This window comes from Rheinheimera riviphila (assembly GCF_004005945.1).
Lineage (GTDB): Bacteria > Pseudomonadota > Gammaproteobacteria > Enterobacterales > Alteromonadaceae > Pararheinheimera > Pararheinheimera riviphila.
In genome coordinates this window covers 113,672-134,257 of record NZ_SACS01000011.1, presented here as the reverse complement: position 1 = coordinate 134,257, position 20,586 = coordinate 113,672, and the positions used below count along the sequence as shown (strand labels likewise).

Annotated in this window: 23 protein-coding genes; 19 read left to right on the top strand and 4 right to left on the bottom strand. The window is 48.8% G+C overall.

Features of this window, described 5'->3' with window-relative positions:
- Genes gshB through EOE67_RS11675 form a run of 4 tightly spaced genes read left to right on the top strand, consistent with a single transcriptional unit; the run spans position 1 to position 2,230 of the window.
- Positions 1-957 carry a glutathione synthase gene (gshB, locus tag EOE67_RS11690; protein ID WP_127699253.1) on the top strand — a complete coding sequence of 319 codons (957 nt, stop codon included), beginning with the start codon at positions 1-3 and terminating at the stop codon, positions 955-957.
- Between the two features lie 13 nt (positions 958-970).
- Positions 971-1,543, top strand: coding sequence for a YqgE/AlgH family protein (locus tag EOE67_RS11685; protein WP_206099573.1), 573 nt, complete (start codon positions 971-973; stop codon positions 1,541-1,543).
- Complete coding sequence (gene ruvX / locus EOE67_RS11680; RefSeq protein ID WP_068066011.1) at positions 1,543-1,968, top strand: Holliday junction resolvase RuvX; 426 nt, start codon at positions 1,543-1,545, stop codon at positions 1,966-1,968. The genes EOE67_RS11685 and ruvX overlap by 1 nt, the downstream gene beginning before the upstream one ends.
- A complete protein-coding gene (locus EOE67_RS11675) occupies positions 1,949-2,230 on the top strand; it encodes a DUF1653 domain-containing protein (RefSeq protein ID WP_240652795.1) in 282 nt (93 codons plus the stop codon). Before ruvX ends, EOE67_RS11675 begins: the two co-directional genes overlap by 20 nt.
- An 83-nt stretch (positions 2,231-2,313) precedes the next feature.
- Here the strand turns inward: EOE67_RS11675 and EOE67_RS11670 are convergent, their stop codons facing one another.
- Together EOE67_RS11670 and EOE67_RS11665 are read right to left on the bottom strand one after the other, a co-directional pair.
- Entirely contained in the window at positions 2,314-3,441 is a 1,128-nt protein-coding gene (locus tag EOE67_RS11670; protein ID WP_127699252.1) for a PilT/PilU family type 4a pilus ATPase, read from the bottom strand.
- 10 nt (positions 3,442-3,451) lie between these two features.
- The gene (locus EOE67_RS11665) at positions 3,452-4,504 is read right to left on the bottom strand and encodes a type IV pilus twitching motility protein PilT (protein ID WP_068066017.1); all 1,053 of its coding nucleotides are present in this window, start codon (positions 4,502-4,504) and stop codon (positions 3,452-3,454) included.
- 60 nt (positions 4,505-4,564) lie between these two features.
- Here EOE67_RS11665 and EOE67_RS11660 point away from each other — a divergent pair, with 60 nt between their 5' ends.
- The 10 genes from EOE67_RS11660 (at position 4,565) to EOE67_RS11615 (ending at position 14,087) form a co-directional block, all read left to right on the top strand.
- Positions 4,565-5,266, top strand: coding sequence for a YggS family pyridoxal phosphate-dependent enzyme (locus tag EOE67_RS11660; RefSeq protein ID WP_127699251.1), 702 nt, complete (start codon positions 4,565-4,567; stop codon positions 5,264-5,266).
- The gene (gene proC / locus EOE67_RS11655) at positions 5,259-6,074 is read left to right on the top strand and encodes a pyrroline-5-carboxylate reductase (protein ID WP_127699250.1); all 816 of its coding nucleotides are present in this window, start codon (positions 5,259-5,261) and stop codon (positions 6,072-6,074) included. The genes EOE67_RS11660 and proC overlap by 8 nt, the downstream gene beginning before the upstream one ends.
- A 56-nt stretch (positions 6,075-6,130) precedes the next feature.
- Complete coding sequence (locus EOE67_RS11650; RefSeq protein WP_127699249.1) at positions 6,131-6,676, top strand: YggT family protein; 546 nt, start codon at positions 6,131-6,133, stop codon at positions 6,674-6,676.
- Between the two features lie 20 nt (positions 6,677-6,696).
- A complete protein-coding gene (locus EOE67_RS11645; protein ID WP_127699248.1) occupies positions 6,697-7,008 on the top strand; it encodes a DUF167 family protein in 312 nt (103 codons plus the stop codon).
- A complete protein-coding gene (locus tag EOE67_RS11640) occupies positions 7,005-7,496 on the top strand; it encodes a DUF4426 domain-containing protein (protein WP_240652794.1) in 492 nt (163 codons plus the stop codon). The genes EOE67_RS11645 and EOE67_RS11640 overlap by 4 nt, the downstream gene beginning before the upstream one ends.
- A 46-nt stretch (positions 7,497-7,542) precedes the next feature.
- Complete coding sequence (gene rdgB / locus EOE67_RS11635; RefSeq protein WP_127699247.1) at positions 7,543-8,169, top strand: RdgB/HAM1 family non-canonical purine NTP pyrophosphatase; 627 nt, start codon at positions 7,543-7,545, stop codon at positions 8,167-8,169.
- Positions 8,170-9,324 (top strand): radical SAM family heme chaperone HemW, encoded by a 1,155-nt coding sequence (hemW, locus tag EOE67_RS11630; RefSeq protein WP_164852305.1) that lies wholly within the window; start codon positions 8,170-8,172, stop codon positions 9,322-9,324.
- 121 nt (positions 9,325-9,445) lie between these two features.
- Positions 9,446-11,296 carry a DUF885 domain-containing protein gene (locus tag EOE67_RS11625; protein WP_127699246.1) on the top strand — a complete coding sequence of 617 codons (1,851 nt, stop codon included), beginning with the start codon at positions 9,446-9,448 and terminating at the stop codon, positions 11,294-11,296.
- A gap of 494 nt (positions 11,297-11,790) precedes the next feature.
- Complete coding sequence (locus EOE67_RS11620; RefSeq protein ID WP_127699245.1) at positions 11,791-12,762, top strand: reverse transcriptase domain-containing protein; 972 nt, start codon at positions 11,791-11,793, stop codon at positions 12,760-12,762.
- On the top strand, positions 12,759-14,087 hold the full coding sequence (locus tag EOE67_RS11615) for an AAA family ATPase (protein ID WP_127699244.1): 1,329 nt from the start codon (positions 12,759-12,761) through the stop codon (positions 14,085-14,087). Before EOE67_RS11620 ends, EOE67_RS11615 begins: the two co-directional genes overlap by 4 nt.
- A 16-nt stretch (positions 14,088-14,103) precedes the next feature.
- On the opposite strand, the gene EOE67_RS21155 is transcribed toward EOE67_RS11615, so the two are convergent.
- Positions 14,104-14,382, bottom strand: a complete 279-nt coding sequence (locus EOE67_RS21155; protein ID WP_240652793.1) for a hypothetical protein — start codon at positions 14,380-14,382, stop codon at positions 14,104-14,106.
- Positions 14,383-14,480: 98 nt separating this feature from the next.
- Between EOE67_RS21155 and EOE67_RS11605 the strand changes: the two genes are divergently transcribed.
- From EOE67_RS11605 to EOE67_RS11585, 5 genes are all read left to right on the top strand, one after another.
- A complete protein-coding gene (locus EOE67_RS11605) occupies positions 14,481-15,035 on the top strand; it encodes a hypothetical protein (protein ID WP_127699243.1) in 555 nt (184 codons plus the stop codon).
- Between the two features lie 71 nt (positions 15,036-15,106).
- Entirely contained in the window at positions 15,107-16,072 is a 966-nt protein-coding gene (locus EOE67_RS11600; RefSeq protein WP_127699242.1) for a magnesium transporter CorA family protein, read from the top strand.
- A gap of 206 nt (positions 16,073-16,278) precedes the next feature.
- Complete coding sequence (gene mgtE, locus EOE67_RS11595; RefSeq protein ID WP_127699241.1) at positions 16,279-17,628, top strand: magnesium transporter; 1,350 nt, start codon at positions 16,279-16,281, stop codon at positions 17,626-17,628.
- A gap of 126 nt (positions 17,629-17,754) precedes the next feature.
- The gene (gene rimK / locus EOE67_RS11590; protein ID WP_127699240.1) at positions 17,755-18,660 is read left to right on the top strand and encodes a 30S ribosomal protein S6--L-glutamate ligase; all 906 of its coding nucleotides are present in this window, start codon (positions 17,755-17,757) and stop codon (positions 18,658-18,660) included.
- Positions 18,660-19,763 carry a succinylglutamate desuccinylase/aspartoacylase family protein gene (locus tag EOE67_RS11585; RefSeq protein ID WP_127699239.1) on the top strand — a complete coding sequence of 368 codons (1,104 nt, stop codon included), beginning with the start codon at positions 18,660-18,662 and terminating at the stop codon, positions 19,761-19,763. The genes rimK and EOE67_RS11585 overlap by 1 nt, the downstream gene beginning before the upstream one ends.
- A 32-nt stretch (positions 19,764-19,795) precedes the next feature.
- Here EOE67_RS11585 and EOE67_RS11580 read toward each other — a convergent pair whose 3' ends face one another.
- The gene (locus tag EOE67_RS11580; RefSeq protein ID WP_240652792.1) at positions 19,796-20,554 is read right to left on the bottom strand and encodes a DUF2884 family protein; all 759 of its coding nucleotides are present in this window, start codon (positions 20,552-20,554) and stop codon (positions 19,796-19,798) included.
- Positions 20,555-20,586 lie beyond the last annotated feature (32 nt).

The window sequence follows — 20,586 nt, the reverse complement described above, 5'->3', positions numbered from 1 at the left end:
TTGATTAAGTTAGGCATTGTGATGGACCCGATTTCGTCCATTAATATCAAAAAAGATTCCAGTTTTGCCATGTTGCTGCAAGCGCAAAAACGTGGTTATCAGCTGCATTATATGGAAATGGCCGATCTGTATTTACTGGAAGGCCAGGCGCGCGCCAGTACTAAATTGCTGCAAGTCGAGCAAAATCCGGCCAAATGGTACGAGTTTAATGGCCAGCAAGATATCGCGCTGAGCGACCTTGACGTGATTTTGATGCGCAAAGATCCGCCGTTTGATACCGAATTTGTCTACGCGACTTACATTCTGGAGCGGGCGGAAGATGAAGGCACTTTAATCGTCAACAAACCACAAAGTTTGCGTGACGCCAACGAAAAACTTTATACCAGCTGGTTTAGTCAGCATACGCCAAAAACCTTGGTGACCCGCGACGCTGCCAGGCTGAAAGCTTTTTATCAGGCCGAGAAAGACGTTATTCTGAAGCCGTTGGATGGCATGGGCGGCGCCTCCATTTTCCGTTTAAAACCGGAAGACGCCAACGTCAGCGTGATTATTGAAACCCTGACCGAACACGGCAGCCGTTATGCGATGGCGCAAAAATTCATCCCGGAAATTAAAGACGGCGATAAACGGGTGCTGGTGATCAACGGCGAACCGGTGCCGTATTGCCTGGCGCGTATTCCGGCAAGCGGCGAAACCCGCGGTAATCTGGCGGCTGGTGGCCGGGGTGAAGCCCGTGCGTTAACTGAATCGGATTGGGCTATTGCCCGGGCTGTTGGGCCAGCGTTAAAAGCCAAAGGGTTGATTTTTGTCGGTCTGGATATCATTGGCGATAAGCTAACTGAAATTAACGTCACCAGCCCGACTTGTATCCGTGAAATTGAAGCGGCCTTTCCAATCAGCATTACCGGACTATTATTTGATCAAATTGAGCTGCTTCTTCAACAGCAGTCAAACTGAACTGGAGACATCGATGACAGATAGCACCATGGCCAGTTTGCAAAACCATTTACTGATCGCGATGCCTGCGCTGGAAGACCCATTGTTCGGGCGCAGCGTGACTTATATTTGCGAACACAATACCGATGGTGCCATGGGCATTGTCATTAACCACCCGCTGTCGATTAATGTCTCAGACTTATTACGGCAGCTGGAAATTGACCATAACGCAGACTGTGCTGCCGCTAAAGCGCGAGTTTGTGCCGGTGGTCCGGTGCAAAATGAACGTGGTTTTGTACTGCATACGCCCAAAGAAGGTTTTATCAGTAGCTTAAGACTGACCGATGATTTGATGGTCACCACCTCGAAAGACATTCTGGAACAGCTAACTTCTGCTAATGCACCGGAAAAATTCATTTTGGCGCTGGGTTATGCCGGCTGGAGCGCCGGGCAACTGGAGCAGGAAATTGCCGATAATTCGTGGTTGGTGATCCCGGCTGATAACCAGATTATTTTTGATTTAAGCCATGCTGAAAAATGGCAAGGCGCCACCAAACGCCTTGGTATTCAGTCGTGGCAATTAAGCCCTGATGCAGGACATGCCTGATGAGTGAAAAACCAAATATTCTGGCCTTTGACTATGGCCTGAAAAGTATCGGCGTGGCGGTTGGTCAACAGCTCACCGGCAGCGCCAGTACCTTAAAAGCACTCAAAGCAGTGGACGGCACGCCCGACTGGACCCAGATTGAAAAGCTAATCAGCGAATGGCAACCAGGTTTAGTGGTGGTTGGTTTGCCGCTGAATATGGACGGCACTGAGCAGCCATTTACCGCCCGCGTGCATAAATTCGTCAATCGGCTGCATGGTCGTTTTGGCCTCAAAGTCGTGACGCAGGACGAACGTTTAACCACAGTCGATGCCCGCGCTGATTTATTTGCCCAAGGTGGGTTTAAAAAACTCAGTAAAGACGCCGTCGATTGTTGGTCGGCCAAATTAATCCTGGAGAGCTGGTTTGACAATCATTCTGCCTGATAACGGTATCTCGGCTTTGCTTGATCACGGTGACGGCTCGGTGCCGCTGGGTTATTACCAGCATTACAAAGGCCCCTGCTACCAATTGCTAGCGATTGCCATGCATAGCGAAGATGAACTACCTTATGCGGTGTATCGGGCATTGTATGGTGATTACGGCTTGTGGGTGCGCCCGTTGTCGATGTTCACAGAAACCGTGACCATTCAGGGTGAAGAAGTCCCCAGATTTCAGTTTGTGGGCACTGAGCGGCCAGCGAGTTAACTTTTGCGAATTCCTTTCTTACTGCTAGATCGGGTTTTATTGTCTGAATGGGGTCCGCAAATGTTGCGAACCCCCCAGTCTAGTTAGTTCTTCTCTGGTTTTTCCAAACCATCAACCGTAACATTCGCCAGGAAACCTGCCCCTGAAGTTTCATTGTTACGCAGTTTAATCATCAGTCGTAAGTCGTTCGGTGAATCAGCGTGGTGCAGTGCATCGGCGTAGCTGATTTGGCTGCGCTGATATAAATCGTACAAGGCCTGATCGAAGGTCTGCATGCCAAGCTCGCGTGATTTACTCATCACCGCTTTCACTTCATCAATTTCGCCCCGTTTGATTAAATCTGCGACCAATGGCGAATTCAGCAGCACTTCAATCGCCGCGATGCGCCGTGAACCGTCCGGCGTGGGGATCAGTTGCTGCGCGACAATAGCCCGCAGGTTTAATGACAAATCAAACAGTAACTTGCCGTGTTTCTCTTTCGGCACTAAGTGCATGATCCGGTCAATTGCCTGGTTGGCATTGTTGGCGTGCAATGTCGCAATACACAAGTGGCCGGTTTCCGCGAATGACAACGCATATTCCATGGTGTCCTGGCTACGGATTTCACCGATTAGAATGACGTCCGGCGCCTGACGTAACGAGCTTTTTAGCGCGGACTCAAACGAATCGGTGTCGATACCCACTTCACGTTGGGTGATCAGGCTTTTTTGGTGATCGTGCACAAATTCAATTGGATCTTCGATGGTCAGAATATGGCCACGGGAGGTCTTATTGCGAAAGCCAATGAGCGCCGCCAACGAGGTTGATTTACCAGTGCCGGTACCACCCACAAAGAGCACCAGCCCGCGTTTGGACATGATGATTTCTTTTAAAATCGGCGGCAGACCTAAATCATCAGCATTCGGAATGGTAGTAACAATCCGCCGCACCACCATCCCGGCCTGATCCCGCTGAAAAAACGCCGACACCCGAAAGCGCCCCGCTTCATTGGCGACCGCAAAGTTACATTCTTTGACTTTCAAAAATTCATTTTTTTGCTTTTCATTCATCGCTGCCAATACAATCGCCAGCGAGTCTTCCGCTGTCAGCGGTGTATCGTCGATCGGCAGCAATTCCCCGTTGATCTTCGCTGCCACCGGCATGCCGGCGGTGACAAACATATCGGAAGCCTTGGCATCGACCATTTTTTGCAATAACTGGACTAATTCCACCTGAAAGCTCCTAAATCCGGCCCATAGCGCCAAAAGCATTTTTGTCTTGTGCTTTGGCGAGCGCGTCTTGTTTGGTGATCAAACCACGGTTGACCAGATTTAATAAACATTGATCCATGGTTTGCATGCCGTGCGCCGCACCGGTCTGAATGACCGAATACATCTGGGCAATTTTGTCTTCACGGATCAGATTTCGGATTGCCGGTAAGCCGACCATAATTTCGTGTGCCGCCACCCGGCCACCACCAACTTTTTTCAGCAGCGTTTGTGAAATAACTGCGCGTAGCGATTCGGATAACATCGAACGCACCATGGCTTTTTCTTCGCCAGGGAATACGTCGATGATCCGGTCAATGGTTTTTGGCGCTGACGTGGTGTGCAAAGTGCCGAACACCAAATGGCCGGTTTCAGCGGCGGTCATTGCCAGACGAATAGTTTCTAAATCGCGTAATTCACCGACCAGAATAATGTCCGGATCTTCCCGCAGCGCAGAGCGCAGGGCGTTACTAAAACTTAAGGTATCGCGATGCACTTCCCGCTGGTTCACCAGGCAAAGTTTGTTGTGATGCACAAATTCGATTGGATCTTCAATGGTCAGAATGTGCTCATGCCGGGTGGTATTGATGTAATCGACCATGGCCGCGAGCGTGGTCGATTTACCCGAACCGGTTGGCCCGGTCACGAGCACTAAACCACGTGGGTTTTCGGCGATGGTGCGAAATACATCTGGCGCCGCTAAATCATCCAGGCTCAGTACTTCACTAGGGATGGTACGGAAAACCGCTGCAGCACCGCGGTTTTGCACAAAGGCATTGACCCGGAACCGCGCCAGACCAGGCACTTCAAACGAAAAATCCGACTCCAGTCGTTCTTCGTATTCTTTACGCTGCTTATCCGTCATAATGTCGTACACCAAAGCGTGCACGTCTTTATGCGTCAATGGCGGAATATTTAAGCGACGCACATCGCCATCGACCCGGATCAGCGGCGGCACACCGGCCGATAAGTGTAAATCCGACGACTTATGCTGCACGCTAAAGGCTAATAATTCGGTAATATCCATGACAAAATGTACTCCTGTTTGCCAGAAACTAAAAAAATAATCACGAAAAGTCAGGTCCCAATGGATAACAACATAGCAGAACGACTGAATTCAGCCTACCGGCAGCTTGCAGAAATTAAGCAGAAAAACCCCAGCGTGCGTGCAGATGCGCAATTAATCGCCGTCAGTAAAACCAAACCCATCTCATTGATTACAGAAGCATATCTGGCCGGGCAACGTCAGTTTGGTGAAAACTATGTGCAAGAGCTGGTCGATAAAGCGAGCGAGTTAGCAGAACTAACTGATTTAGAATGGCATTTTATTGGCCCTATTCAATCGAATAAAACCCGTGATATCGCCAAATTTGCTGGCTGGGTGCACAGCATCGACCGGCTGAAAATCGCCGAGCGGTTATCGGCACAGCGCCCTGCAGGCATGAGCGCGCTGAAAGTGCTTATTCAGGTCAATATCAGTGACGAAGCCAGTAAAGCGGGTATTGCAGCCGCTGAGGTTCTGCCTTTCGCTGCAAAGGTCGCGGCACTGCCAAACCTCGAACTCGCTGGCTTAATGGCGATTCCTGCCCCAGCCGTCGATAACGACAACAGCCAGGCTTTTGCCGCGATGCAAGCCTTGTCCGTCCAACTTCAGCAACTATTTCCACAGGCCAGGGCGCTGTCGATGGGCATGTCAGATGACTGGCAACAAGCCCTGACTTTCGGTGCAACTATGATAAGATTAGGCACAGCCATTTTCGGCGCGCGGGAACCGCAACCTCATGAATGAAAACACAGTAGCTTTTATTGGCGCCGGTAATATGGCGCGTTGTCTGATAGCCGCCCTGGTGAAACAGGGTTATCCTGCTGAAAATATTATCGCCAGTAATCGCAATGCGGCAAAACTGGCCACCCTTGCCAAAGATTTTGGTATTCAAGTCACCGAAGATAACGTCCATGCGGCGCAAGTCGCTGATGTCATTGTGTTGGCGGTCAAGCCACAGCTGATGGCCGAAGTTTGTCAGGCGATGTTAGCTGGCGCGCCGGAAATCCACGAAAAATTATTTGTCACGGTCGCCGCAGGTTTACCAGTGAGCCGTTATCGCGAATGGCTCGGTGATATCCGAATTGTGCGCGCGATGCCGAATACGCCGGCACAGATAGGCCTTGGCGTCACCGGACTATATCCAAGTCAATGTTCCAATTACGAAAAATCTTTTGTTGATCAGTTATTCAGTGGCTGTGGCCGCAATGTCTGGCTGGACGACGAAGCGCAAATTAATCACATTATTGCCGTCAGCGGCAGTGCGCCGGCCTACTTCTTTTATTTTATGCAGGCGATGCAACAGCAGGCAGAAACCCTTGGCTTTAGCAGCGAAGACGCCAAAGCCATGGTGGCGCAAACTGCTCTCGGCGCAGCAACGTTGGCGGCGCAGTCTGATTTGTCCTTTGCCGATTTACGGGCAGAAGTGACCAGCAAAGGCGGCACCACTCACGAAGCGATTGAAACGTTTCGCGCGCGTGAGCTGGAGCAGACCGTCGCTGCAGCGATGCAAGCGGCGATTGCCAGAGCCGAGGCAATGGCCAGCACTTTATAGGTAGCAGTGAGTGTCACACTCACTGGTGTTTTCTTTTGATTCAGGATCCTGAAGTTATGAACGAAGCGTTGTTCTTTTTAATTGATACCGTGTTCACCCTGGTTTTAATGGTGGTGATGCTGCGATTATGGCTGCAGCTGGTGCGGGCTGATTTCTACAATCCGCTGAGCCAGTTTGTGGTCAAAGCCACCAACCCACTGATTATCCCGATGCGCCGGTTTATTCCGAGCATGGGTCCGGTTGATACGGCGTCGTTGGTTTTGGCGTTGTTAATTGCGGCAGCAAAAGTGGTGACCATTCAGCTGTTGCTGGCTGGACAAATGAATCTGGGTACCACCGCGCTTGGCGCTGTGGTCGTTTTAGTCAAAGAAGCATTTAGCCTGTTGTTTTGGGTGATTGTGATCCGCGCCATTATGAGCTGGTTCAGTCAGGGCAGAAACCCGATGGAGCACCTGCTGCATCAACTGACAGAGCCGTTGCTGCGGCCTATCCGTAAGATCATTCCACCGATGGGCGGACTGGATTTATCGGTACTGGTGTTATTGGTTGGCCTGCAGTTTTTACAAATTCTGGTGCAAAGCCTGGTTTCAAGGCTGTTTTGAGCCGTTGATGTGACTCTTTGATGAGCAGTGTAGCGAAGTATCTGGGCGCTGATTTGCTGTTAGCGCTGTACATTCAACCCAAAGCCAGTCGGGATCAGGTGATGGGTTTACACGGCGCTGAAATCAAACTGGCGATTACCGCGCCGCCCGTGGATGGCAAAGCCAATGCTCATGTCCGTAAATTATTAGCTAAACTGTTTCAGGTCAGTCAAAGCCAAGTCAGTTTACACAAAGGTGAATTAAGCCGGCATAAGCAGGTGCTGATTAAAGCCCCTTTTGTGATCCCGGCAGAATTCTCTGAATTTGTGCAGAAAAAGGAAAGTGAATCATGAAACCAAGCACTCTTTTACTCGATACCTGGATCGGACAATGGTTCGGGCAATTGCTCGGATCACAGATCCGGTTCACCCTGCTGTTAATGTCAGTTGGGTTGTTCAGTGCAGGCCAGGTCAGCGCCGAGCAGAAAAAGCAGTTAGGCCCCTGGGATGTCCATTATATTGCGATGCCATCGACGTTGATTGACCCCGTCATTGCCAAAGCCTATCAGCTGGAACGCACCAAATTTCAGGGTTTAGTCAATATTTCGGTGCTGAACAGCGGCGATCAGGCAGCGCAGCAAGTCAGTATCGAAGGCGTTGCCAAAAACCTTCTGGGCCAACAAAAAGAACTGGTATTCCGGGAAGTGGTCGAAGGCAAAGCGATTTATTACCTGGCGCAGCTGCCCTATCGCAATGAAGAACGTTTTACCTTCACGCTGCAAATCAAGCAAGGTGACGTCAGCCAGCAACTGCAATTTACCCATACCTTTTACGTCGATTAATCCTGTAGAGCCAGCGCGACTGGCTCCATTCTGTGAGCCTCTGTTGATGTCATCATTGATCCAAAATCAAAATAGCGCACAAAAAATTGTGCTTGCCACCGGCAATCCGGGAAAAGTTTCTGAACTGGCGGCCATGTTGGCACCCTGGGGCTGTGAGATTATTCCGCAAACCAGTCTTGGTGTCCCTGATGCCGACGAAACCGGCCTGACTTTTATTGAAAATGCGATTCTGAAAGCGCGTCATGCTGCAGCCATTACTGGTTTACCTGCCATTGCTGACGACTCGGGGCTGGCGGTAGACGCCTTGGGTGGCGCGCCGGGTATTTACTCCGCACGATTTGCCGGCCTGCAGGCGACTGATGCCGACAATGTAGCCCTACTGCTGGAGAAAATGGCGGATGTCCCGGCTGGTCAACGTCAGGCGCAATTTCATTGTGTGCTGGTGTATCTACGCCATGCCAACGACCCTACGCCGCTCATCAGCCACGGCATCTGGACCGGTGAAATAGCCTTCGAAGTCAAAGGCCAGCATGGTTTCGGTTATGATCCGATATTCTGGTTACCAGACTTGGGTGTGATGTCAGCGGAGCTGGAAAAAGCGCAAAAGGCGCTGATCAGTCATCGTGGTAAAGCGTTGTCGTTGTTACAACAACAATGGCAGCAGAAGGCTTAAATGATGCTCCAGCTGCCGCCGTTATCGTTATATATCCACATTCCCTGGTGCATCCAAAAATGTCCGTATTGCGATTTTAACTCGCATGCGGTGAAACAAGGTATTCCGGAGCAGGAATATATCGCCCATTTGCTGGCCGATTTAGACCTCGATCTTGAGTACGTGCAAGGCCGGACACTACACAGTATTTTTATCGGCGGCGGTACGCCAAGCGTGTTTAGCGCTGAAGGCATTGCCGCTATTTTAGACGGTGTACAAAGCAGAATAGCTTTTGCGGCTGATATCGAAATCACTATGGAAGCCAACCCTGGCACCGTTGAAGCCGAGCGTTTTGCCGGTTATGTCAAAGCCGGAGTTAGCCGTTTCTCCATTGGGGTGCAAAGTTTCCAAAACGATAAACTCACGCGGCTTGGTCGTATTCATCAAGGCGCTGAAGCCAGCAACGCCGCACAACTAGCGACGGCATTACTCACCAACAGCCCTTTAAAAAGTTTTAACCTCGATTTAATGCACGGCCTGCCGGAGCAAAGTATCGACGATGCGCTCAGCGATTTACAGCAAGCCATTGCGCTGCAACCGCCGCATTTATCCTGGTATCAACTGACCATTGAACCTAATACTGCTTTTGCTTCGAAGCCGCCGGTATTACCGGAAGATGATATTTTGTGGGACATTCAGGAACAAGGCCATGCCTTATTAACCGCCGCTGGTTATCAGCAATATGAAACTTCGGCTTATGCCAAAGTGGGTTTTCAGTGTCGACATAATCTGAATTACTGGCGCTTTGGTGATTATTTAGGCATTGGCTGTGGTGCACACGGCAAAATTACCCTGCCTGAGCACGGCCACATTGTCCGCACGGTGAAAGTGAAACATCCCAAAGGTTATATGGATTTGAGCAAGGCATATCTGGACAGCGCCACACCAGTGCCAAGCGACGAATTACCCTTCGAGTATTTTATGAATCGCTTCCGGCTGCTGGAGACTTGTAGCATTGCTGAATTTACCGCATATACCGGTTTACCTGCCGCAACAGTCGAGCCGATCCTTGTCAAAGCCATGCAATTAGGATTAGTTAACCAGCAAGATCAGCACTATCAAATCACGCCCCATGGCGTGCGATATCTGAATGATTTGCTGCAGATGTTTTTATAAGCTTGGCAGCACAAGCAGCAACATGATAAACAAGATCAGTGAGTTTTTCTGAATGTCACTCAACCGCGCAGCAACAAGCTAGATCAAAACAAAGCGCACCCACGCAATTACAGAGGTAACAATGAAATTAACCAAATCGACGCTGGCCCTGGCCGTCACTTTAGCCTTGCTCGGTGCCTGTTCACCGGCCGAAAAAGCCAGCACTGCCAGCACCGAAGCTGCAACACCAGCAGCGACTGCCATGGTTCAGAACGAAAACGAAAAAATCAGCGCTTTTTTTGAAAAAGCCTTTATGGATCAAGTTGAATTAAGCCCAACGTCGCTCACCTATTTAGGCATTAAAAAAGACTACGACAAATGGGAGCCAATGACCGACGAACAAGCGGCAAAAACGCTGGAGCTGACCAAACAACAATTAGAGCAACTGAAAAGCTTTAATGTCGAAGCCTTAGACGAGCAGTCCAAACTCAGTTACCAACTGTTTAAACAACAAGCCGAACAACAAATCGCTGATGACAAATGGCGGTTGTACAACTACCCGGTCAATCAGATGTATGGCACCCACTCGATGGTGGCGTCTTTACTAATTAACCAACACCAGATTGCCGACGAATCCGATGCCAAAGCTTATATCGCGCGGCTCAACGGCGTGCAGACGCTGTTTCAACAATTGATGACGCAGCTGGATAAACGGGCAGAACTTGGCATCATTCCACCAAAATTTGTGTTCCCCCATGTGATTGGTGCCAGTCAGAATTTGATTAAAGGTGCGCCGTTTACTGAAGGCGCTGACAGCACGTTGCTCGAAGATTTCCGCGGTAAAGTCAATAAGTTAACCATTGACGATGCCGCCAAACAAATGTTGATCAAAGAAGCCGAAGTGGCATTGGTGAGCAGCGTCAAGCCAGCTTATGAGCAGTTGATCAGCTACCTGACCACGCTGGAAACCAAAGCTGGTACCGAGGATGGCGTATGGCGCTTTAAAGATGGCGCTGAGTTCTACAACAACGCGTTAGCGCGTACCACCACGACCACCATGACCGCCGATCAAATTCACGATTTGGGTCTGTCTGAAGTAGCGCGTATCCATCAGGAAATGCAGGCCATCATGCAAAAGGTTGGTTTTAAAGGCGATTTACAAGCCTTTTTCAGCTTTATGCGCGACGACGCCCAGTTCTATTACCCGGACACTGCCGAAGGCAAAGCGGCTTATTTAACCGAAGCCACCCGCGTCATCGACGAGATGAAAGGCAAACTGGATTCGTTGTTTCTGGTCAAACCTAAAGCTGACATGATTGTGAAAGCAGTTGAACCCTTCCGTGAACAATCGGCTGGCAAAGCTTTCTACGAGCAACCATCAATGGACGGCAAACGCCCTGGCGTGTATTACGCCAACCTGTTCCGGATGAAAGGCATGCCAAAATACGAGCTGGAAGCGCTGGCGTTCCATGAAGGTATTCCGGGCCACCATATGCAAATCGCCATCGCCCAGGAACTGGAAAATGTGCCGAAGTTCCGTAAATTTGGTGGTTACACCGCTTATGTTGAAGGTTGGGGTTTGTACACTGAAATGCTGCCAAAAGAAATCGGCATGTATCAAGACCCCTACTCCGATTTTGGCCGCTTAGCGATGGAACTATGGCGCGCCTGCCGTTTGGTGGTCGACACCGGTATTCACGCGAAAAAGTGGACCCGTGAAGAAGCCATTACCTATTTAGCAACCAATACACCTAATGCTAAATCTGAAGTTGATAACGCGATTGAACGTTATATCGTGATGCCATCACAAGCAACGGCTTACAAAATCGGTATGATCAAAATTGTCGAACTGCGCGAAAAAGCCAAAACAGCGCTTGGCGACAAATTTGATATCCGCGCATTCCACGATGTCGTGCTGAAAAATGGCGCCGTGCCGTTGGACGTATTGGAAACGCTGGTTGATCAGTATATTGCGAGCAATAAAGCGGCTTAATACTGGTAATTGGTAAATGGTTTTGATGGAAACGCCGCTTTTATGCGGCGTTTTTTTTGGCCGATGCCAACCTGGCTAAGGTGCAGTCTGGCGGATTTATGACTGCGTGGTTAATTGCAATTAATTTACCGCAACAGTGCAACCGTTCCTTACCAGGTGTTGCCAATTAACTGAAATTCCCACTTCGTCTGATCGTGGCATTGTGCCAAAAGCTGACATTGTATCAATCTAAGCATATTGATCGACTGAAAGGTCAGCCACGTGAATCAACGGGCTTGATAAAGGACACGAAAGTGCCCATAATAATCTCATGCTTCTGACCTTGGAGCATCTCCGGTCAATCAGGAAGCCTCTATAGGCAGTATAAGTCTCGTAAATTACTAAGGCTCCCGTTAAGCAATTATCGGGGGCCTTAATAATTTACGGCACATGTAAAGGCTCTTCAGTCAACTCTTTCTGATTACGACATCAGATCAAGCATAGGTAAAAGATGAATGAAGGATAACAGTCTGGAGAGCGTTTTTAATGCCTACTTCAATAACAAAAAAAACTTCTCTGATTTCTATACTCTTAGAACTGAAGATGAAGCCAGTCTTATTCCCTTGAGTAAAAGTAAGCTTGAGCTTTACAAGTGTTCCGACAAGCTTAAAGTTATTCATACTTTTCTTTCCCTGTTTGTGTTCAACGAAATGCCTGTGAGAAAAGATATAGTTTTTTCTTACCGGAAAGACGTGAATATTACTGACGCCGTCCGGCCACACTGCAACAGTGAATTTATTTTTAAAACAGACATATCGAAATTTTTCAACTCAATCAGAGCTAAAGGCGTGTATCACTCGCTTTCTAAATACTGTGAACATATAAGAACGGTGGACTCTGGAGAGGTCAGAGAGAATATCGAGAGGATCGTTTATCTGTGCACCATCGATAACCATCTACCAGTGGGATTCTCATGCTCGCCCTCAATCAGTAACTTCTGTTTTTATGATTATGACAACATCATTGATGCCTACTGCAAAGAGAACGACTATATCTACAGTCGTTACGCGGATGATCTTATTATTTCGTCGCGGAATGAAATGAATAAAGACAAGATCACAGACGACCTTACAGCCATACTCTCATCAGACGCATTCCTGAAACTATCCATCAATCATAAAAAAACAAAACTGATTACGAAAAAGTTTGAAAGACAAATTCTGGGAATAAGTATACTGAATGACGGAAAAATGACAGTCAGTAAAGCAACCAAAACCGATATTGAAGTGAAGCTGCACCTGTTGAAAACTAACAGAGAAAAATTGGTGAATTATACCGGCATGGAAGAGATGGCGTCGATTCTGTCAATCGCAGGCGTTCTGAGCCAAATACACAATATCGACAGTGACTACCTTTTTCATCTACGTAAAAAATACGGGAACGCCATTATCAGTAAGCTGCTCAAAGGCAAGGAACTGTTGAAATGATCGTCAGTATAGATATCAGAGCTTTGCAACATCTGGCCGAAATTAGCGTCATCTTCGACTTTTCACGCGACCCACTTATTTGTATGACAAGCAAGAATGGCGTGGGCAAAACGTCAATCATTAAAGCACTTGCCCTACTGAAGGACACTGCCATCATTAGTAAAACGTCGTCGGCGTTTAGTATCAATGAAAATACGCAGATAGACGTTAAAATTAACGAAGACGTCTACATGTTCAGGTTCAAAGATGGTGATCTTGATACGAACAACGTTCTCCGGGACGAAGCGTTTCTAAACGTCGAACTGCCGATTCCTTATGGTAAACGTTTCTCTGATTTTCCTTCCTTGGGAAGCATCGATATGACGCTTAGGGAAAAGTACTTAAGAGGAGATTATGAAGACGCACACGAACTCATAGCTTTCCTCAATTCCGTTTACAAGGATGTTCACAAGTTTCAGAATCTGAAACTTGTGAACATTAAGGGCGTAAACTACTATTTTCTGCCGCTTGAGAATAACCGATATATACGTGAAGACTATTTCAGTTCAGGGGAGTTCTTTGTTATCAGTATTTTCAAGATGATAACCTCTTCAAGTCGGCTTATCATCATAGATGAAATAGACGTATCCCTTGATTCCTCAGCACAGGTTTCACTGATGAATGCGATCAGCAATATCTGCATAGAAAGGAACATCAAAATACTCTTTACCACGCACTCTCTCGCCATAATAAAAACCATCTATGAATACGGCACGCCAATCATCTATCTGAAAAGTGAAAACGGGGCGGTCAGCCATAATCTGGTCTCTTACAGCTTTATTCAATTGGAAATGTTTGGGTTCCAAGGGTATGACAAGTTTATATTAACCGAAGACGTGACACTTGAGAGCTATATCAACCTTAAGCTCTCAACTATGGCAACGAATAATCGAGTGAAGGTCATTTATATTGGTGGCTGTGGCAACGTGATTGATTTGATGAAGCGTAATGCAGCGACCGGTTTCATCTGCTCATCCAAAGACGCTATTGCCGTTCTGGACGGTGATGCACAAGCCAAATATGGTCGCCGTGCGGACGTCATTATCAGCCCTTACGATGATATTGAAGACGAAATATTCCGGAAGTACAAAGAAGAAAATGCTTTGTATAATCTCCCGGATGTCGCGCCAGAAAATGCCAAATCTAAAGCCTATTGGAAAAAGTTACAGGAAAATCGTAAAGCACATAATCTCACCCGTAAGGACATTTTTACTATTCTAGAACACGGTTTTGAAGCAAAAGTGTCGGCTTTTTATCAGGCGATCCATTCATTTATCAATCGTTAAGTGGGAATGCTGAGGGTCAGGTCTTGCTTTTTGCCTTTTCAATTCGGGCTCGCGGGTGGCAAAAAGCAAGACCTGACCCTGCATCTTCTGCATCTTTTCCACTGCATCTTTTCCGCTTGGCGACAAATTTGATATCCGTGCATTCCACGATGTCGTGCTGAAAAATGGCGCCGTGCCGTTGGACGTACTGGAAACGCTGGTTGATCAGTATATCGCGAGCAATAGAGCGGCTTAATACCGTCTGACCAATCTGAATAACAACGCCGCTCTCATCAGCGGCGTTTTTTATTGTCATTGCATTAGTTTGACGTTTCGCATTTTAAGCGACTAAATTCTACGGTATCTGATTCAGACATGTAGCGGCAGGCGGCAACGCGCCTAGGAAATTGGTTTATGGCAAATTATCCGTCCCATCGCTGGCGCCTGATACTACCTCTGCTGCTCAGCGCTTGCAGCGCAGTGCAGCCCACGACTGACACCTCCGGCATCTGCATTGGCAACGTGCTTCCCGCTCCTGCTGGACTGATAGCCGCTTCAGATCCGTTGTTGTTGCAAAACGCACTGGGCGCGCCCGGTACTGGCAAACTTTGTCTCGGACAAGTGTTGATTGTAACGGAACATATATTGGTGTATCGGGTATGGGATCAAACAAGACCTGAATCGCTTTATGGTTCATGGTGGAGTTTCAACAAGCCCGGCAACAATCTTGAGCAATACCGGATCGACAATGCCATTTGCCCAGAGTGGAGCGCGCTGGATGTGGTCAGCGTCTGCCAAGTCAAAATTGGCAGCAAGCTGGTCACAGGACCTGGACAAAGTGCGACATGCAGTGACAAGCTGACTTACCCGCCATCACCGGTAAACCAGATCTATCTGCCAAATAACCTGCAGCAGAACTTACTACAAGTCGAAAACTGCAGTGCTGGCGCACCCTGGCCAAAACATTAGCCAGTTGATGTTGCTTGCCAGCCTGTGAAACAATTGCGTATGCTCGGCAAAACAACGTATTGGAAAATATGATGATTGTGCTTCATCTGTACAACCCGGAAACCGAAACCTGGCAAAACGGCGATATCAAGCTGTTGTCATTACCCTTACATGGCGACCAGCGGCTGTGGCTGAATTTATCCAATGCCAGCGCGGACGAACAACAACAGTTACTGGCGAAATTTAATATTCATCCGGAAATTGCCGAAGACTTTCTACGCGAACGACACCCGCCAAAGCTGGAAAGCTCCAATGGTTTCACCCTGATGATCCTGCGCGCTTATGCCGGCAAAGATTTTAAGGATTATCCCGGTCACGCTCAGCTCAGTCTGTTATTTTCCAATCAGGTACTGCTGTACAAATGCCAGTTGCCGGAGCAGGATTATGCCTACGCCCTACCAACTTTTGATTTGCAGCAGCCAGCAATGCCGATTAAAGACTGGGTAAAACATTATATTCACGCCGTTTCTGCCAGCTATCTGGAAAAACTGATTAATTTTGAAGATGAACTGTCCGAATTTGAAGATGCCATGCTCAATCATGGTGACGACCAGAAAATGGCGCAAATTATGCGTTATCGGTCGGTGTTTCGAAAGTTGGACCGTAACCTGGCTTATCAAAAAGAAATGTTTGCCGATTTGTTGGATCTGGAAAGCGAACACCTGCTGAAAAGCCTGTTTCAACCGGTTGAACTGCGTGACTTTTACGAAAAATTCGAACGTCTGCTCAGCATGACGCAAATGTACTACGACCAGCTCGGCGATTTGGTGAGCGGTTATATGTCGACATCTTCGCACCAAATTAACGAACGGATGAAACTGCTGACCATGGTGTCGACCGTGTTTATTCCACTGACCTTTATTGTCGGTATGTACGGGATGAATTTTGACAATATGCCGGAGCTGCATCTGGAAACTGGTTATTACTGGACACTTGCCGGTATGGCCATTCTGGCGCTGGCGATGCTGCTGGGCTTTAAAATCAAACGTTGGTGGTGACAATCGGGCCGATGTCACCAGCTGACCTTTCACCAGTCGATCCAGCAAAACAGCGAAAAAAACTTGGAAATGTCTTTGAATTGACTATAAAACTGACGCACAGCTGCGGTATTATCGCCAACTTTTAAAATAACCAGTTTCACCAGCGGCAATCTGCCAAACTGGTGGCAATGACTTGTGGTTAGTACTGGTGTAAGGACGCAGCGATGGCTGAAACTCAACTACTTGATATCAAAGAAATTGTTCGCGACAGCTTCGATGAGCAGGAAGTTGAACAGCTTGGCGTTAAACTCAGCCAGCTGGAACCAGAAGAAATTGCTGTTGCGCTCGAAGCGATGCCGCTGGAGCAGCGGATCAGCACCTGGCAAAGCCTGCATCCCGATGAGCAAATTCATGCTCTGTCTTATATGCGCGACGATGCGCGTGAAAACATCTTTAAACAATTAGAAGCACCTGAACTGTCCGTGTTGGTCGAGCGGATGGACGTTGACGATCTGATTGAAATGCTTGATGAATTGCCGGCGGCGGTTTATCAGGAAGCCTGCTCTAAGCTCGACGCCACCGACAAAGAATGGCTAGCCACGGCACTGGCCTACACCGACGAGCAATGTGGTCGTTACGCCGACCACGATGTACTCACCATTCGCAATAACGCCAAAATCCGCGATGCCATTCGGTTGTTTAAAAAACTCAACGAAGACGCCGAATATCATGACGCGCTGATGGTGGTCGACCGCACCGGTCGTTATGTCGGCATGTTGCTCAGCATCAGCTTATTGGGTCAGCCCAGCCATTTGCCGATTGTCGAATTTATCGATGACGAAGCGCCGATTGTCGACGGTGAAATGGACCTGGACCAAGGCTCCGACATCGTGGCGCGCTCCGGTTATACCGCCTTGGCAGTCATTGACGAAGAAGGCAAGTTACTCGGCCGGTTATCGATTGGTGAAGCGTTGGAAAACGTCCGGCGCAGCCTGGAAAGCCAGTTTATGCATACCGCCGGTTTAGATGAAACCGAAGACTTATTCGCCCCGGTCATGAATAGCGCCAAGCGCCGTGCCGTCTGGCTGGGTATCAATTTGCTGACCGCCTTTCTGGCCTCCTGGACCATCGGCTTGTTTGAAGCCACCTTGCAGCAGGTCGTCGCGCTTGCAGTGCTGATGCCGATTGTCGCCAGCATGGGCGGCATCGCCGGTAGCCAAACCTTAACCCTGATTATCCGCGGTTTAGCGCTGGGGCAAATCACCCCCCAAACCTACTGGACTTTGCTGCGAAAGGAGCTGGGGGTGGGTCTTATCAACGGGGTGCTATGGGCAGCCGTGATTGCGGTAGTCACCTACTTCTGGTTTAACGATTTGATCATCGGCACTGTCATTGGCCTGGCGATTGTGATCAATATTCTGGTGGCGGCAGCTTCCGGCGTGGTGATCCCGGTGCTGCTGGAAAAAGTCAAAATTGACCCGGCGTTATCCGGTTCGGTTATTCTCACCACCATCACAGATGTGATTGGTTTTTTTGTGTTTCTGGGTCTAGGCTCCTTGTTACTGTTGCCTTAAATGTTCCAAAGTTTGATGCTGACAATAGATTTTTAAAACAAAGCCAAATCACCAAGTCGTAACTATTTAAACTCATTATTATTTTTTGCAGTGTGGACCATCACCACAGCTGTAGCCGGAGTCTGCATGAAAATAGCTTTGTTATCCCGAAACGCCGAATTGTACTCGACCAAAAGGCTGGTCGAAGCCGCCGAAGCCCGCGGCCATCAGATTGAAGTGATTGACCCGATTTTGTGTTACATGAACATCAATCACAATGCGTTGTCCATCCACTATAAAGGCGAAGAACTGTCGGCTTTTGATGCGATTATTCCGCGCATTGGCGCCTCTATTACCTTTTACGGTAGCGCCGTGTTACGCCAATTCGAAATGATGAACGTGTATTGCCTGAATAACGCCGCCGCTATTGGCCGGGCGCGCGATAAACTCAATTCACTGCAACTGCTGGCCCGCGATGGTATTGGCTTGCCGATCACCGGTTTTGCTGACAAGCCCGGTGATATTCCCGATCTCATCGAAATGGTCGGTGGCGCGCCGCTGGTGATTAAACTGCTCGAAGGCACCCAGGGTATCGGCGTCGTGCTGGCCGAAACCCGCACCGCTGCCGAAAGCGTGATTGAGGCGTTTATGGGCCTGAACGCCAATATTCTGGTGCAGGAATATATCCGCGAAGCCAAAGGCGCCGATATCCGCTGTTTTGTGGTGGGCAATAAAGTGGTGGCAGCGATGAAACGGCAAGCCAAAGAAGGTGAATTTCGCTCTAATCTGCATCGCGGCGGCACCGCCAGCAAAGTTCGATTGAGTAAAGAAGAGCGCCAAACCGCGTTAAAAGCCGCGCGCTGCATGGGTTTAAATGTGGCAGGTGTGGATATTCTGCGCTCAAATCAGGGGCCGGTGGTGATGGAAGTCAATAGCTCGCCGGGTCTCGAAGGCATTGAAGCCGCAAGCGAAATTGATGTTGCTGACACAATAGTGCAGTATCTGGAACAACAAGTAAGCCGCCACCAAAGCAAACAACGGAGAACGTCCTGATGAGTGAAGTGCCGGAACCGGATAACGCCCCAGCCGTCAGTAGCCGTCCGCCGCCCGCTGTCGCCGAAGATTTTGAGTTTGGCAACAGCACCATCACTCCGGGCAGCCGCGTGGTGGTGGATATTCCCTTTGGCAAACTTTATACCCACACTGAGCTGAATATCGGCGCCCATGTGCTACATGGCAAAAGACCTGGCCCGGTATTGCTTATCACCGCCGCTTTGCATGGTGATGAAATTAACGGCGTGGAAATCTGCCGTCGTTTGCTGAAACTTCCAAAAATCAATAGCTTACGCGGCACTTTAATCGTGGTACCGATCGTCAATACCTATGGTTTTGTACAGCAATCCCGTTATTTACCGGACCGCCGCGATTTAAACCGCAGTTTCCCCGGTAGTGAAAAAGGTTCATTAGGCAGTCGGATGGCCTGGCAGTTTACCGACCGCATTCTAAAAAAATGCACCCATGTGATTGACTTACATACCGGTGCGATTCACCGCAGTAACCTGCCGCAAGTGCGCGCCACTTCCCGCGATAAAGTGTCGCTGAAAATGGCCGAAAGTTTTAACGCACCGATTATTATCAAAGCGGCGAGTCGCGACGGCACCATGCGCGGCACCGCCAATAATCTGGGTATTCCAATTATTTTGTATGAAGCCGGTGAAGCGTTGCGATTTGATGAGCAGTCGATCAAAATTGGTGTGCGCGGTATCGTCAATGTGATGCACAGTCTCGGCATGTTGCGGTCGGTGCGAAAAGTCGAAAAAACCCAGTCGTTATTCTCGAAAAAAAGTAGCTGGGTCCGTGCCGAACATGATGGTATCGCCCGTTATTACTACGGCTTAGGTCAAAAAGTAGAAGTGGGTGATGTGCTGGCGCATATCTACTCGCCCTACTCTGATTTTGAAGTGGCAGTGGTGGCAACCTTCAGCGGTATTATCATTGGCCGCAATAACTTACCACTGATTAATGAAGGCGAAGCGCTGTTCCATATTGCTGAAGTCAGTGAACTGGATGAAGCCGAAAAAACCATTGATGCGATTAGCGACGAAGTCGACAGCGCCATGCCGGCGGTATTAGGCGGAGAATTTGGCTTGGTGTAGCGCTTAATAAAGTGTTGAAAATCAAAGTCGAATTATTTGGCGATCACCACATCATACTGCAACAACTGCGGCACCCGTTGTTGCAACTGACTTTCGATATGATCAAGTTCAAGTAAGCGGGTACAAAATAACGCCGATTTAGCTTCCAGCTCGTCGGCTTTTGCGTCCAGCCCCAGATTAATTTTATCAATCAGCTGCTCAACACTTTGCCAATCCTGGCTTTCACTGCGTTCGAAATTGTCATCGGTCTGGCGCAGCGCATCACGTAGCGCGCCCCACACGGCACCAACGGTATTTTTAGCCAGTTGCGTCAGGTTTTCTTTGAGCTCACCGTGCAGAAATGCATCCATTTCATTCAGGCTTTGCGGCGCCAGATAAAAATGCTCACCGCTACGGACAAATCGCGACATCAGCTGATAAGTGGTTTCCTGCACCAGGGCTTTCCACTCTTCCTGTTGCGTCGGATTGCCCACACCAATCAGCATGCTTTCGATCGCCGACAAACCTAGTTCAACGCTATCGACGGCGATGCCAACCACTTGTGGCACAAATTTGCGCATGCCCTGACTGTATTGGGCCACAACTTCCGTATCGGCTTCGGACAGCGTGATCCACTGCCCCTGAATAAATAACTGCCGGTCAAAGTTAATCTGAAATTGGGTGCGATCAGCAGTCAGCACACGAATTTGATCCGGCGAAATCAGAATGCCGTGCCGAAATGCCATCTGACATTCATCGGCAAATAGCGGGCTACTTAGCAGGCTTAACCACAACCATAAAACTCGCAACATGTTCTCCTGACAATTTGCCGGTCATTTGCCCT